13 protein-coding genes are annotated in these 13,569 nt (G+C 40.0%); 12 read left to right on the top strand and 1 reads right to left on the bottom strand.

Annotation, left to right across the window (positions count from 1 at the left end; translation table 11 throughout):
- Positions 1 to 139 precede the first annotated feature (139 nt).
- From HMPREF9420_RS05040 to HMPREF9420_RS05025, 4 genes are read left to right on the top strand one after another with little or no spacing between them, the layout of a single operon-like run.
- Positions 140 to 841: an ABC transporter ATP-binding protein gene (locus HMPREF9420_RS05040; protein WP_007134396.1), complete on the top strand. Its 702-nt coding sequence runs from the start codon at positions 140 to 142 to the stop codon at positions 839 to 841.
- On the top strand, positions 834 to 1,604 hold the full coding sequence (locus tag HMPREF9420_RS05035; protein ID WP_007134395.1) for a hypothetical protein: 771 nt from the start codon (positions 834 to 836) through the stop codon (positions 1,602 to 1,604). Before HMPREF9420_RS05040 ends, HMPREF9420_RS05035 begins: the two co-directional genes overlap by 8 nt.
- A gap of 17 nt (positions 1,605 to 1,621) precedes the next feature.
- The gene (locus tag HMPREF9420_RS05030; protein ID WP_007134394.1) at positions 1,622 to 2,476 is read left to right on the top strand and encodes a hypothetical protein; all 855 of its coding nucleotides are present in this window, start codon (positions 1,622 to 1,624) and stop codon (positions 2,474 to 2,476) included.
- A gap of 2 nt (positions 2,477 to 2,478) precedes the next feature.
- Positions 2,479 to 2,925 (top strand): nucleoside deaminase, encoded by a 447-nt coding sequence (locus tag HMPREF9420_RS05025; RefSeq protein ID WP_007134393.1) that lies wholly within the window; start codon positions 2,479 to 2,481, stop codon positions 2,923 to 2,925.
- 26 nt (positions 2,926 to 2,951) lie between these two features.
- Here the strand turns inward: HMPREF9420_RS05025 and HMPREF9420_RS05020 are convergent, their stop codons facing one another.
- Positions 2,952 to 3,938, bottom strand: a complete 987-nt coding sequence (locus HMPREF9420_RS05020) for an esterase-like activity of phytase family protein (protein WP_007134392.1) — start codon at positions 3,936 to 3,938, stop codon at positions 2,952 to 2,954.
- An 813-nt stretch (positions 3,939 to 4,751) separates the two neighbouring features.
- Here HMPREF9420_RS05020 and HMPREF9420_RS05015 point away from each other — a divergent pair.
- From HMPREF9420_RS05015 to mreD, 8 genes are all read left to right on the top strand, one after another.
- On the top strand, positions 4,752 to 6,140 hold the full coding sequence (locus HMPREF9420_RS05015) for an SGNH/GDSL hydrolase family protein (protein ID WP_007134390.1): 1,389 nt from the start codon (positions 4,752 to 4,754) through the stop codon (positions 6,138 to 6,140).
- Positions 6,137 to 7,642 (top strand): MBOAT family O-acyltransferase, encoded by a 1,506-nt coding sequence (locus HMPREF9420_RS05010; protein ID WP_007134389.1) that lies wholly within the window; start codon positions 6,137 to 6,139, stop codon positions 7,640 to 7,642. Before HMPREF9420_RS05015 ends, HMPREF9420_RS05010 begins: the two co-directional genes overlap by 4 nt.
- Positions 7,643 to 7,872: 230 nt before the next feature.
- Positions 7,873 to 8,745 (top strand): sigma-70 family RNA polymerase sigma factor, encoded by an 873-nt coding sequence (locus HMPREF9420_RS05005; protein ID WP_007134388.1) that lies wholly within the window; start codon positions 7,873 to 7,875, stop codon positions 8,743 to 8,745.
- A gap of 260 nt (positions 8,746 to 9,005) precedes the next feature.
- On the top strand, positions 9,006 to 10,385 hold the full coding sequence (locus HMPREF9420_RS05000; protein WP_007134387.1) for an NAD(P)-dependent oxidoreductase: 1,380 nt from the start codon (positions 9,006 to 9,008) through the stop codon (positions 10,383 to 10,385).
- Positions 10,386 to 10,471: 86 nt separating this feature from the next.
- Positions 10,472 to 11,065, top strand: a complete 594-nt coding sequence (locus HMPREF9420_RS04995) for a bifunctional phosphoribosylaminoimidazolecarboxamide formyltransferase/IMP cyclohydrolase PurH (protein ID WP_007134386.1) — start codon at positions 10,472 to 10,474, stop codon at positions 11,063 to 11,065.
- A gap of 10 nt (positions 11,066 to 11,075) precedes the next feature.
- Positions 11,076 to 12,098 (top strand): rod shape-determining protein, encoded by a 1,023-nt coding sequence (locus HMPREF9420_RS04990; protein ID WP_007134385.1) that lies wholly within the window; start codon positions 11,076 to 11,078, stop codon positions 12,096 to 12,098.
- Positions 12,099 to 12,168: 70 nt separating this feature from the next.
- Entirely contained in the window at positions 12,169 to 13,044 is an 876-nt protein-coding gene (gene mreC / locus HMPREF9420_RS04985) for a rod shape-determining protein MreC (RefSeq protein WP_007134384.1), read from the top strand.
- Between the two features lie 24 nt (positions 13,045 to 13,068).
- Positions 13,069 to 13,569, top strand: a complete 501-nt coding sequence (gene mreD, locus HMPREF9420_RS04980; protein ID WP_007134383.1) for a rod shape-determining protein MreD — start codon at positions 13,069 to 13,071, stop codon at positions 13,567 to 13,569.

The raw sequence follows: 13,569 nt of genomic DNA, 5'->3' as shown, positions 1-13,569 counted from the left end.
GCTAAATAGCTTGTATATGGCTTTCTTTTTCAATGGGAAGATTTTATTTCTAAAATTGTTTGATGATTTATAAAATGTTATTTATATTTGCAATGTCGAATGTAGTGTGAGCTATTCGATGTGATTTTAAGTAACAATTATGGAGATTAAAAACCTAAGTTTCTGTTATCCTAAGCATTCAGATTCTGTGTTTAGTGATTTCAATCTACAGCTTCAGTCTGGCCGAATCTATGGCCTTCTGGGCCCGAATGGCGCAGGAAAGTCCACCTTATTATATATGATGGCTGGTCTGCTGACACCCGATAAGGGACAAGTAATCCTTGATGGTGTAGACGTTCGTAAGCGTCGACCTTCTATAATGCGTGAGATTTTTCTCGTACCTGATGAGTTTGAACTGCCAAATGTAACGCTTCAACAATATATTAAGACGAATAGTGTCTTCTATCCTCGCTTTTCTAAGGACGATATGAACATCTATTTACAAACTTTTGGCATGACACTTGACGTGCAGTTAGGTGCACTTTCGCTTGGTCAACGCAAAAAGATTTTCATGAGTTTTGCCATGGCAACACACACGAAATTATTGCTGATGGACGAGCCGACCAATGGACTTGATATTCCGGGAAAACGCCAATTCCGAGATTTTATCCAGCAAGGTATCAGTTCAGAACGCATATTTGTAATCTCAACGCATCAGGTGAAAGACATTGAAAGCGTGCTGAATCATGTGTTACTCATTGATAGAAGTGAAATTGTTCGCAATGAAGAATTAAAAGCAGGCACTGACCTTGAAGCATATTTTGAGGCTGCTATGCAAGGAAAGGAGGTACACCATGACTAATGATTTCTTTGATTCTAAACGGTTCTTGTGTTATTTAAGTAAGCTATGGACTGAACAACGGCGTACGCTTCTTATTTCTGCAGCCATACTTTTAGGCATACTTTTCGTAATAGAGCTATGGTCTTGCGTTACATCTTATAGTTTTATTTATTATCCTCATGACGGAAGCAATGCCTCAGATGGCGCTAAAGAGGTGATCTCTATATGGGGAACGATATTGCTCTACATAGGAAGTTGCATTTCTGCCATACGATTTTTCACCGATGGTCAACAGAAAGCAGGACGCATTCACGTACTGACACAGCCCGTAAGCATGTTTGAAAATTGGCTTGCTCGCACTTTGTTATTCGTTGTAAGCTATTTGGTTGTGTTTCATATCATTTTTTATGGACTCGAAATTGTGCGTTTTTTACTGTTCGCTCCGGCCCTACCTAAAGTGGATATCGAAATAGCAAGCCCTATTATTTGGATAGTACGGGCGAGTGATATAGGAATAAATATATTGATAACTATGGCATGGACCGTCTTTGCTATTTCGTTTTTTATGCTCGGAAGCTTAGTCTTTCCGCGCAAACCTCTATTGGGAACAACGATATCGGCCTTTATCTTAGTGCTTATTGGAGGTCTTTTATCATTGTTTTTTGCTATGCTAGGCGAGTACTCTTTCTATTTTGTTTCGGCATGGATAGGTATTCTTGGTGTGATGAATCTTTGGCTTTCTTATCGCCGTTTGTGTGAGTTGGAAGTAATAGATCGTATGTAAAGGAAGGAGGAACGGCAATGAAAACAACAACAAAGATAATTATCGGGCTCATAGCAGCAACCTATATGATTATTTTGATAGTATCAACCACTTCACTAAAAGCGCCAACAAAGTATTTCCAAACGAGCACAAGAGGTATACTTAAAACGCAAAACATAACGGCAGTTCAGGCTTTTGTTTCCCTACTTCAATATTCGGATGACAGTCAGGGCTATATCGTGGAATTGATTCCTGACGATAAGACGAATGAAGTTACTATTGATTATCCTTCAGAAGTCCTTGATGTGAAGATGAAAGGCAGCATCTTAGACATTCTAACAGGGCACGAGTTGGCGAAGTTTAAGGCTGAGAACAAAGACTATGAAATCGTGGAAAATAGGGCTAAACAAACGGAGGCGGAAGAGGATGCAACATCAGATACTTATACCAATAATGTGATTGTGCGGATTAAACTGCCACGGGCCATGTTGCTCAAGCTGCTTGCTGATGCGAGGAGTCTAAATCTAAATGGGGGTGTTTTGCAATTAGATAACCTTAGCCTTGAAACATTTGATTTTCAGCGTGACCTTTATTTATCGCTTAACCATTGTAACTTTAAGCAAGCAACCATATCGGTTGGTTCGCAAACATTATATTTAAGTCACACCCATATAGGTAATCTCACCTTCTATGGAAAGGAGGCTCATGATACTTATAGTGAGACAAGTATAAATGAAGTGGAAGGAACGACGATAGATCACCTGTTGTTGAAGACAACAGTGGATATGACTCTTCAGTATTCCTGTTATAAAAGTATTGAGGTTCAACCGCTGGGCCATGAGCCTGTGGATATTCACTTGAGAGGTGTTAAGGGGAATTGTAAGTTAAAATAAGCATGAAAGAAGCAGACGATAAAGACGAACAGTTCATGCGAAAAGCTCTCTATGAGGCTCAAAGGGCAGCCGAAGAAGGAGAGATTCCCATAGGGGCTGTTATCGTATGTAATGATAGAATTATCAGCAGGGCACACAATCTGACCGAGAAACTGCATGATGTTACCGCACATGCTGAGATGCAAGCCATCACCGCGGCAGCCGATTTACTTGGTGGAAAGTATCTTTCCGACTGCACACTTTACGTGACAGTAGAACCTTGTGTCATGTGTGCTGGTGCCATTGGATGGGCACAAATAGGACGCATTGTCTATGGAGCAAGCGATGAGAAGCGTGGCTATCAGTTTTATGCGCCACGTGCCTTGCACCCTAAAGCTGTAGTAACGCGAGGAGTATTAGAAGCAGAATGTAGACAAATGATGCAGGATTTCTTCAAACAAAAGCGTTAAATCGTAAGCTGTTTTCTTGCAGATCATTAGAAGACTATTGTGCGGAAATAGTCTTTTAATACGCCTTTATAACGATCTTGACTATCGGCACAGAGCACAACAACATGTCGACCATCGCTCAATCTCGGTCCTTCGCACATGCCTTCATAGTTTGCAAAGTCATTATCTACAAGCTGAAGCCACGTTCTCCAGCCTGTAACAAACTGCTTATGTGGGTTGCCTGGCTTTATGCGGAAAACCTTATTCATTACCCAACTATTGATTTTCAACGGACGAACATAAAGTTCTCGCTCAAGCACCAACAGCGTTCCGTCGTCTAATGCTAATAAATCTGATACGCCATAAGCATGGCGATTGTCGCATTTTGCAGTCGATTCTAAGGGCTCATCAATAAGATAAGAGAATTGTTTCTCTTCTTTTAAGTCTGTCGTGAGTTGCTTCAAACGCAGCAATAAACCATTATCTCCTGTGAGAGGAGACTCATTGATGGTGAAGAGTCGATTGCGTTTATGGTCATAAGTGAGGCTTTCTATGCTGCGATTCACTTTACTCCGCTGCCGATAATCTTCTATAATGGTCGAATTAACAACCTTTTTGCGCTCCATATCATAGTCGATTATCTCAGAAGGGGCCTCATTTCCAATATAAAGATGATGCGTTGTAGGATTATAAGCCACAGCCTCTTCGTCAAGATTTGCACCAGGAAGTGGGGTAAATCCTTTGTTGTCTACTCGTTTAATCTCACCATTTTCTGTCAGTGTAATATGGAAAGTGAAGAATCCTTCCTGGCTACCTTTGTCGCTGACAACAGCATAATCGTCATTACCCAGATAGGTAATGCCACTATAATTGCCAGGAGGAATCGTCTTGATAGCATGCTGTCGTAACAAAGTAGCATGCAGCGTGTCACTCATTTCGCTTGTATCAATGGGGCTGAAAATGCCATAACCTTCAGTGAAAAAAGTGATTTGAAGGAGGATGATGATAAATAAAACTACGCGTCTCATATTCATAAGCAAACCATTTTAATGAAGGTTGTTTTTTGTTATCCTTGCTACCTCTTTGTATAAACAACCTAAAAAGTAATGATGCAAAGGTAATAAAAAATACGTTTTCAGGTGATATATAACTTATAATGATTATTAATTTGTGCAGTTTTGTGTGGTGTTTGCTTTGTTTTTGAGTGAAAATGCTATCAATTTATAAATAAACAGGCATCTTGTTCTTTACTTTTTATGTTTTGTTCTGGCTTTAGCTTTGATTTAGAACCAATGTGTTTGTTGATTAAAATCTATCGAATGAAAAGGTTTTCTCAATAGAATTGTTTTGCATATCCATAAATCTCATTTCTCTTTCTAATATCAAAAGTTTTATTTATAGACTTAGAAACAATAGAACGGAGTAATCGTTACTGTTTCTACTTCTATGGTTCTGTAATATGTTGAGCATTAAGTGGTTAGGTGAATCAAAAGGGAGAGCGTACAAAGATGCATCAATTGGTGTTGTAATCTGCGCCAAAACATGCGATGATAAGCGTCAAATCACTCAATGATTTGCATCGAATTACGATGTTACTTGATAAGAGTTGGTTTATATAAAGAATTTGTTTTTGTGTAGTTGCGTGATAAATTTATTCGCAAACAGCAATAGTTTATCGGATTTTATGCTTACCTTTGTCGCCCGTCAGAAAGGGTTGTTTTGAAATGTGTGAAGCATTTGAGAAAACCTTCTGCCACAGCTATCTTTGTAAGGTATAAAAGATTACTGATAAATTGTTTTCAACTATCAACAGAACGCATACTCAATTTAGGTAAAAAATATTTGTAATGGATCAGCCAGTAAGAACTTTTACGTTGGCAGGTTTGGTGGTGTTTTTTCTTCTTCTCATGCATCTTATGCCGTCAATCAGCATAGATGGGACCGAACTTCGCCATGTTAATATACTCAGTCAGCTATTTCCCGATAATCAAAAGAGTGAAGGTGATGTATTGCCTGCACCCAAAGCACCGAAAGCAATGGTTGCCGTTACCGACCATGGAAAGGTGATTTCGTTTAAAGAAAAGTGGCCGAAAGGCGTAGAACCAATAGTAGATTACTCAGAAGGAAAGCCTGGCGGAATGACATTCTTTTATGCACAGCTCGGTCGTTCGAAGCAACTTGACAGACCTGTTCGCATTGCTTATTTTGGAGATTCATTCATTGAAGGTGATATTCTAACTGGAGATTTGCGTGCAATGCTTCAGAATCGGTTTGGAGGAGATGGCGTTGGATGGATTGATTGCACAATGCCTTCATCGACAGTAAGGCGTACTATCAGTCAGAAATCAAACGGAATCACTGCTTATACGGCTATAAAGAAACCATTTGATAAGGCACGTCAGGGGATTTCGCTACGCTATTTTGTGGGTGCTGAGGGCGCAACAACATCGGCACATGGGTCTAAAGCTCAGCCCCATGTTGACCATTGGACCAATGCTACCTTGTTTTTCAGTTCGCCACAAGTCATGCGGGTGAGTGTTCAAGCAGGCAGTTTGCCTTCTTCCGACCATCTTACTGCAGCGTCAAATGATGTTCAAATGCTCAAGACTAAAGGGAAAATGAGCAGTGTCAGCTATCGTTTCTCGGAGATAACTCCCCATACAACACTCTACGGAATGGCTTTGGAATCGGATAGGGGAGTAATCCTTGATAACCTATCAATGCGCGGAGCGTCTGGTGTTCAGCTTGAAGCAATTCCACAAAAGACATTGACTGGTTTTGCACATTTACGTCCTTACGACCTTATTATCGTTCATTTTGGACTGAATGAAGCCGTTAAAGGCAACACCATTCCTTTGTTAAAGGGCTATATGAAACGGATGAAGAAGGCCATAGAAGCCTTTCGTTTGGCTTTCCCTGAAGCCAGTATTCTCGTAGTTAGTGTGCCTGATCGTGACCAACGAACAGCAGATGGCATCACCACACTTCAAGAAGTGAAAGACCTTGTGAGTCTGCAAGCACAGTTGGCTGCCGATTGTCATGTGAGTTTTTATAACTTTTATCAGGCTATGGGCGGTCAAGGCAGCATGAAAAAACTTGTTGATGGCAACCTCGCGAATAAGGATTATACGCATTTAAGCTTTGGAGGTGGGAAGTTAGTAGCCAAGAAAATGTACTCATCTTTTATTGCAGGATTTGATAATTATAAGCGCCGTAAGGCATTAGAACAACAATGATAGAACGTCTTATCAGTCTACTTAGTTACAATCCAAAGGAACCGCTCATCTTTTCAAGCGGACTTTTCTTGATTCTTTTCCTTGGATTCTCGTTTATATACATGCTGCTTCGTCATCGTTTGCAGCCTCGTCTCGTCTTTGTGACACTCTTTTCTTATTACTTTTACTATAAGAGTAGTGGATTATTCTTCTTTCTTTTAGCTGTTGTTACGGTCAGTGATTTCTTCATTGCTAAGCGTATTCAACAATTAGATGATAGTTGTCAGAGTGATGAAGCACGTAAAACAATAGATCGAAAACGTAAGGCTCTTGTGGTGTTAAGCCTTATAATAGACTTAGGTTTGCTTGGATATTTCAAGTATACCAACTTCTTTGCTGGGATGATATGCCAAATGATAGGGCATAATTTCCAACCATGGGATATCTTCTTGCCAGTGGGTATCAGCTTCTTTACCTTTCAAAGCATGAGTTATACGATTGATGTCTATCGCCGAAGTCTTAAGCCTCTGCCACATCTTCTTGACTATGCATTTTATGTTTCGTTCTTCCCGCAGTTGGTAGCAGGCCCAATTGTGCGCGCATCGGATTTCGCTCCGCAAATCAGTAAACCTATTGTTATCACGAATGATATGTTTGCTCGTGGGGTGTATTTTATCATTATAGGTTTATTTAAGAAAGCCGTTATCAGCGATTATATTAGTCTTAACTTTGTCGATCGAATCTTTGATAACCCTATGCTCTATAGCGGTTTGGAGAATTTAATTGGGATTTATGGCTATGCGCTACAGATATATTGTGACTTTAGCGGTTATAGTGATATGGCAATCGGTATTGCTTTGTTGCTCGGATTCCACTTTCCACAGAACTTTAACGCACCATATAGGTCGATAAGTATAACAGATTTTTGGAGGCGTTGGCACATTTCTCTGTCCACTTGGATACGCGATTACATCTATATCTCGTTGGGTGGCAACAGAAAAGGAAAGGTTCGGCAGTATATAAACCTGATTATCACGATGCTGTTGGGAGGTCTTTGGCACGGTGCGAGCCTCAATTTTGTGGCTTGGGGAGGTATGCACGGCTTGGCTTTAGCTATTCATAAGTTTTTTAGTCAACATATTATGCATCATGATCGTAATTATGTGTCGCGTGGAATTAAGAAGGTTTTGGCTGTCGTTCTTACGTTCCATTTCGTTTGTTTCACTTGGATTTTCTTCCGGCAGAATACATTTGCTGCAGGATGGACTATGATTAGACAAATATTTATGAATTTCCATCCCGAATTGTTACTGCAATTTGTCAATGGATATAAATATGTATTGGCCTTTATGGTGTTTGGTTTTGTGACGCATTTCCTGCCTGATCGTTGGCAAGAGGCTATCATTGGAGCTCTAAAACGTAGTAATGTTGTGGTTTATGCTGTACTGATTACGGCCGTGATTTACATTGTTATTCAGGTAAAGAGCTCAACGATTCAACCATTTATCTATTTCCAATTCTAAATGATTTCATCTCGTGCAGAAAGTTTTCTCATTGTTTTTGAGCTAAGTTTCAGTATGAGCGAAATCTTAAATAACACAAAATAACTTTGTGAATTTCATAAAAAACAATAATAATTCAGAGCATTACTTGTTTGGTATATTAATAATGTGTACCTTTGCAAGCCTTTTATACTGAGGTAATGCGTATAGAGTTGGTTATCAGGTTATAAAGAAAGAATAAGGTAAGAAGGATGAGACAGCTAAAAATTCAGAAGAGTATTACGAACCGTTCGAGCGAAGCCTTGGACAAGTACCTTGTAGAAATTGGTCGTGCTCCATTGATTTCAATTGACGAAGAAATTGAGTTGGCGCAAAAGATCAAAAAGGGTGGTCGTGATGGTGAGCGTGCAAAGGAAAAATTAGTCACTGCCAATCTTCGATTTGTTGTATCAGTTGCCAAGCAATATCAGCACCAGGGACTCTCTCTGACCGACTTAATTGACGAGGGAAATATTGGACTTGTCAAAGCAGCGGAGAAGTTTGATGAGACCCGTGGCTTTAAGTTTATCTCGTATGCTGTATGGTGGATTAGGCAAAGTATACTTCAAGCAATAGCCGAACAGAGTCGTATAGTGCGTCTTCCGCTTAATCAGGTTGGCTCATTGAACAAGATTAACCGCGAGATTAATAAGTTTGAACAAGAATATCAGCGTAAACCTTCGTTGTCAGAGTTGTCACATGCTACGAAGATTGAAGAGGAAAAAATTGATCAAAGCTTAATGGCTGACAGTCATCATGTGAGTATTGATGCACCTTTTCAAGAGGGTGAAGACAATAGTATGGTGGATGTGATGGCTGGAGGTGACGATAGTCGCACGGATAAACAGGTAGATCACGAATCAATGGCACTTGAGTTGGAGTCTGTTTTGCGTAAAGTTTTGAAGGAACGCGAGATTACTATCATACGCGAATGCTTTGGAATAGGTTGTCACGAGAAAGGACTTGAAGAGATTGGAGACCAACTTGGTCTAACTCGTGAACGCGTTCGACAGATTCGTGAAAAAAGTATTGCAAAACTTCGTGATAGTGGTTATGCAAAGATATTGATGAAATATTTGGGTTAAAACATCGGCTTTAGATGGAAAGATAATAAGAGAGGCTTCGGTCTCTCTTTTTTATTTGTTAAGCAATTGGATTAGAGTGTCAGTCAAGAATGTTTTAACGCTGTTGTGTGTACCTTTGAATGAATATATGAAAGCATAACTTGTTTGGTTTAGTTTGCTTTATATTTAATTAATGTTAATATGAATTCTAAGCCTTGTTCTTTTGTTCTTAATTTGTAATTAAATGCTTAGTTTTGCAAACTCAACATTACAAAATTGATATGTTAGCGAGTAAGAAAGATAGTATGAGTGTTGAAGAAATCAATTCATTTCAAGCAGTTGACGAAGGGTTTAGTATGCGCGAGGCTATTGCTGAGGCTCAAAAATGCTTGCAATGCAAGGTCCCACAGTGTCGGAAAGGCTGCCCGATAGAGAACGAAATTCCTAATTTTATCCATGCATTGAGTATGGGTAATATGGGAGATGCTATGCGCATTATCAATGAAAAGAGTAATCTTCCTGCTATTTGTGGCCGGGTTTGTCCGCATGAAAAGCAGTGCCAAGGGCATTGTGTGATGAATAAGAAAGGACAACCAATACAGATTGGGAAGATAGAACAGTTTATTGCAGACTTTGATACCAAGATGAAGCTGACGCGTGAAAAGCTTCCTCAAAAGGATAGAGGCAAGATTGCTGTTATTGGTTCGGGGCCCGCGGGTTTGACTGTAGCTGGTGATCTTGCCCGCAAAGGCTTCAGTGTAACTATATATGAAGGGCAAAGTGAGCCAGGAGGTGTATTGATGTATGGTATTCCCGAATACCGATTGCCCAAAAAAGTGGTGCGTGCAGAGATTGAAAAAATAGAAGCTTTAGGCGTAAACTTTATATGTAATGTGCTTGTTGGGGAGCATGGTGTAACAGTTGATAGCTTGTTTCGTCAAGGATTCGATGCTATTTTTATGGGTACAGGAACTGCAATACCTCAAGATATGAATAGTACTCCTGGCGCACAATTACGTGGAGTTAGTCAGAGTACTTACTTCCTTCATAATGTAAATAGTTACAATGAGGGCGCTATAGGACGTGATATGGTGCCTTTAAAAGATGGTGAAAAGGTAGGTGTTATCGGTGGAGGTAATGTCGCAATGGATGCAGCTCGCACTGCTATTCGCCTTGGTGCGGATGTTACAGTGCTTTATCGTCGCACCCAAGAAGATATGCCTGCCATCAAAGCGGAATATGAACAAGCTGTTAATGAAGGTGTAAAATTCAGATGGAATACCTCTGTAACAGAGTTTATTGCAGGTGAAAATGGTCGTTTATCAGCATGCCGTTTGAATACCCCTAAAGGCGAAACTATAGAACCTTTTGACCGCATATATCTCGCGATTGGTAGTCGTCCAGCTAACAGAATTGTAAGTACTACAGAGGGGATTGAAGTTGATGAGAAAGGTTATGTGAAAGTAGTTGACTTCCCTTTTGGCATGACAACACGTCGTGGAGTGTTTGCAGGAGGTGATGTAGTTCATCGTCCTCAGACAGTTGTTTTGGCTATGAAAGCGGCTAAAGATGTGGCACAAGGTATCGCACAATATGTAGATGCGATTAAGTTACTTGAAGCTGCTAAAAAAGTTGAAGAACTGCATTCAGTGGACAAATAAAATACAATTTTTTGTTGTTTTAGTGGATTCTATCAGCAGTTTTTAGTAACTTTGCTCCCAAATATATTATATATTTCGAAATTATAATGGCTGAAACAAAAAAAATTAAGACCGCGTTGATTTCGGTCTTTCACAAAGATGGTTTAGAGGAATTACTCGCAAAACTACATGAAGAGGGGGTAAAGTTCCTATCAACAGGTGGTACTCATAAGTTTATAGAGTCTTTGGGATACGAATGTCAAACAGTAGAAAGTGTTACAACTTATCCCTCTATTCTCGGTGGTCGCGTAAAGACGTTGCATCCGAAAGTGTTTGGTGGTATCTTGGCTCGACGTGAAAATCAAGGTGATTTGGCTCAAATGGAAGAATATGAAATTCCATCTATTGATCTCGTTATAGTTGATCTTTATCCTTTTGAGCAAACAGTTGCAAGCGGAGCTGACGAAGCAGACATTATAGAAAAGATTGATATCGGTGGTATTTCACTTATCCGTGCTGGTGCGAAAAACTTCAAAGATGTAGTTATTGTGCCAAGTAAAGCGGAATATAGTGTGTTGCTTGATTTGCTGAAGCGCAATGGTGCACAAACTGAAATCGAAGATCGTAAGTTGTTTGCAGAACGTGCATTCGGTGTAAGTAGCCATTACGATACTGCAATTCATAATTGGTTTGTAAAATAATTAATTAAATATGGGATTTTTTTCTTTTATTCAAGAGATAGCAATGGACCTTGGTACAGCGAACACTATCATTATCAGTGATGATAAGATTGTAGTTGATGAACCTTCCGTTGTAGCCCTTGACCGACGCACTGACAAGATGATTGCAGTGGGAGCCAAGGCAAAAATGATGTACGAAAAGACTCACGATAACATCAAAACCATTCGCCCTTTGCACGATGGAGTTATTGCTGACTTCACCGCTTGTGAGCAAATGATGCGTGGATTGATAAAGATGGTGCATTCAGGCAGACGTCTTTGGTCTCCATCTTTACGCATGGTAATTGGTGTACCATCTGGTTCTACCGAGGTAGAACTACGTGCTGTGCGTGACAGTGCTGAGCATGCAGATGGTCGTGACGTTTATTTGATTTTTGAACCGATGGCTGCTGCTATCGGAATTGGAATTGATGTGGAAGCTCCAGAAGGTAACATGATTGTTGATATCGGTGGTGGAAGCACTGAGATTGCTGTCATCTCACTTGGTGGTATCGTTAGTAACAACTCTATTCGCACGGCAGGTGATGACTTAACTGCAGATATTCAAGAATATATGAGCCGTCAACACAACGTCAAAGTGAGTGAACGTATGGCTGAACGAATTAAGATTCATGTAGGTTCTGCATTGTCGGATCTTGGTGATGAGGCTCCTGAAGATTTCATTGTTCATGGACCTAACCGCATCACGGCCTTGCCAATGGAAGTTCCTGTATGCTATCAAGAGATTGCACATTGCTTGGATAAGACTGTGGCAAAAATCGAAAATGCTGTTCTTTCAGCATTAGAAAATACACCACCTGAACTTTATGCTGATATCGTTCGAAACGGAATATATCTCAGTGGAGGTGGAGCTTTGCTGCGTGGTCTTGATAAACGACTGACAGATAAGATTAATATACCTTTCCACATTGCTGAAGATCCATTGCATAGTGTGGCAAAGGGTGCTGGAATTGCTCTCAAGAATATAGATCGTTTCTCATTCTTGATGCGATAAAACAAATGTTAAGTGTTGGCAAGTAAAAAGTTCTTTGCTAACACTTAATATTTCATGATAAGGTCTGGTTATGCGTAATCTCTTAGATTTTCTTGTTAAATATAATTATTGGTTTCTGTTTTTATTTTTGGAAGCAGTCAGTTTCGTATTGCTGTTTCAATTCAACAGTTATCAGGGGAGCGTATGGTTTTCATCTGCCAACGCTGTAACGGGAAAACTTTATGAGACAAGTTCTGAGATAGAATCTTATTTCCAATTATCTAAAATCAATTCAGAACTGACCCAACGCAACCTCTATTTAGAACAAAGACTCCACAAAGTAGAGAAACAAATAGGTGACTCTGCTGCAGATTCAACGATGGAAAAGAGTCTGTTAGTGAAGAGTTTGCAGCCCTATCGACTAATCCCAGCCAAGGTCATTAGTATGACAGCGGGGCGCCTTGACAATCTCATTACGATTAATAAGGGCGAAGTTGACGGCATAAAAAAAGACATGGGAGTGGTCTGTGGAACGGGAGTTGTGGGTATCGTTTACCTAACTTCAAAACATTATTCCATTGTAATTCCAATCTTAAACTCGCAGTCTAACATCAGCTGTGTTATCCAAGGGCGAGGCTATTTCGGTTATTTGCATTGGACAGGTGGGGATGTTTCTCAAGCATATGTAGACGATGTACCTCGTCATGCGCATTTCCGTCTCTATGATAATGTGGTTACCAGTGGTTATTCTTCTGTCTTTCCTGCAGGCATTATCGTTGGAAAGATTTTACATGTCTATAATTCCGCCGACCAAATGTCTTATCGTTTACGGGTCAAACTGTCTACCGATTTTGGCAAATTGCGTGACGTTTGTGTTGTTGATAACTCGGCTTTGTCTGAACAAATCGATGTTCTTCGTGCCGCACAAGATTTAATTCGTACGAAAGAATCAGGCAAAGCTAACTAAGAATGATATAAGGAGACACGATACATGAATATAGAATCATTAAGAGAAGCATTGATTTTTGTTGTGTTGTTGCTTGTACAGGTGCTGGTGTTCAACCATGTCCATCTGTTCAATTGTGCTACACCATTGCTTTATATCTATGTCGCGTTGTTGTTTCCTCGTAATACTCCCCGATGGGTTGCATTGATATCATGCTTTGTTATGGGCTTTCTTGTCGACATCTTTTCCAATACCCCAGGAGTTTCTATGGCTTCACTGACATTCCTTGGACTTATTCAACCGCTCGTGTTGAAACTCTTCCTGCAACACGATAGCGCTGATGACATGAAACCATCAATGCGTACTTTGGGTATAGGGCGTTTCGTTTATTACACTATTTTGATAGTGTTTGTTTATTGCCTGCTGTTCTTTACTCTCGAAACTTTTAACTTTTTCAATTGGATTCAGTGGTTAGAAAGCATCGTAGGAAGTTCAATCATCACAATAATCCTTATCCTAACACTTGCGAATTTCCGTTCACGTTAG

It is taken from the genome of Segatella salivae DSM 15606 (genome assembly GCF_000185845.1).
Taxonomy (GTDB): Bacteria; Bacteroidota; Bacteroidia; order Bacteroidales; family Bacteroidaceae; genus Prevotella; species Prevotella salivae.
Note: the sequence above shows the minus strand (reverse complement) of the source record. Positions and strands in the feature narration are given on the sequence as shown.

What these genes read in the sequence shown, in the direction of transcription:
- HMPREF9420_RS05040 (WP_007134396.1), top strand. Translation starts at nt 140, where the DNA reads ATGGAGATTAAAAACCTAAGTTTCTGTTATCCTAAGCATTCAGATTCT.
- HMPREF9420_RS05035 (WP_007134395.1), top strand. Translation starts at nt 834, where the DNA reads ATGACTAATGATTTCTTTGATTCTAAACGGTTCTTGTGTTATTTAAGT.
- HMPREF9420_RS05030 (WP_007134394.1), top strand. Translation starts at nt 1,622, where the DNA reads ATGAAAACAACAACAAAGATAATTATCGGGCTCATAGCAGCAACCTAT.
- HMPREF9420_RS05025 (WP_007134393.1), top strand. Translation starts at nt 2,479, where the DNA reads ATGAAAGAAGCAGACGATAAAGACGAACAGTTCATGCGAAAAGCTCTC.
- HMPREF9420_RS05020 (WP_007134392.1), bottom strand. Translation starts at nt 3,938, where the DNA reads ATGAATATGAGACGCGTAGTTTTATTTATCATCATCCTCCTTCAAATC.
- HMPREF9420_RS05015 (WP_007134390.1), top strand. Translation starts at nt 4,752, where the DNA reads ATGGATCAGCCAGTAAGAACTTTTACGTTGGCAGGTTTGGTGGTGTTT.
- HMPREF9420_RS05010 (WP_007134389.1), top strand. Translation starts at nt 6,137, where the DNA reads ATGATAGAACGTCTTATCAGTCTACTTAGTTACAATCCAAAGGAACCG.
- HMPREF9420_RS05005 (WP_007134388.1), top strand. Translation starts at nt 7,873, where the DNA reads ATGAGACAGCTAAAAATTCAGAAGAGTATTACGAACCGTTCGAGCGAA.
- HMPREF9420_RS05000 (WP_007134387.1), top strand. Translation starts at nt 9,006, where the DNA reads ATGTTAGCGAGTAAGAAAGATAGTATGAGTGTTGAAGAAATCAATTCA.
- HMPREF9420_RS04995 (WP_007134386.1), top strand. Translation starts at nt 10,472, where the DNA reads ATGGCTGAAACAAAAAAAATTAAGACCGCGTTGATTTCGGTCTTTCAC.
- HMPREF9420_RS04990 (WP_007134385.1), top strand. Translation starts at nt 11,076, where the DNA reads ATGGGATTTTTTTCTTTTATTCAAGAGATAGCAATGGACCTTGGTACA.
- mreC (WP_007134384.1), top strand. Translation starts at nt 12,169, where the DNA reads ATGCGTAATCTCTTAGATTTTCTTGTTAAATATAATTATTGGTTTCTG.
- mreD (WP_007134383.1), top strand. Translation starts at nt 13,069, where the DNA reads ATGAATATAGAATCATTAAGAGAAGCATTGATTTTTGTTGTGTTGTTG.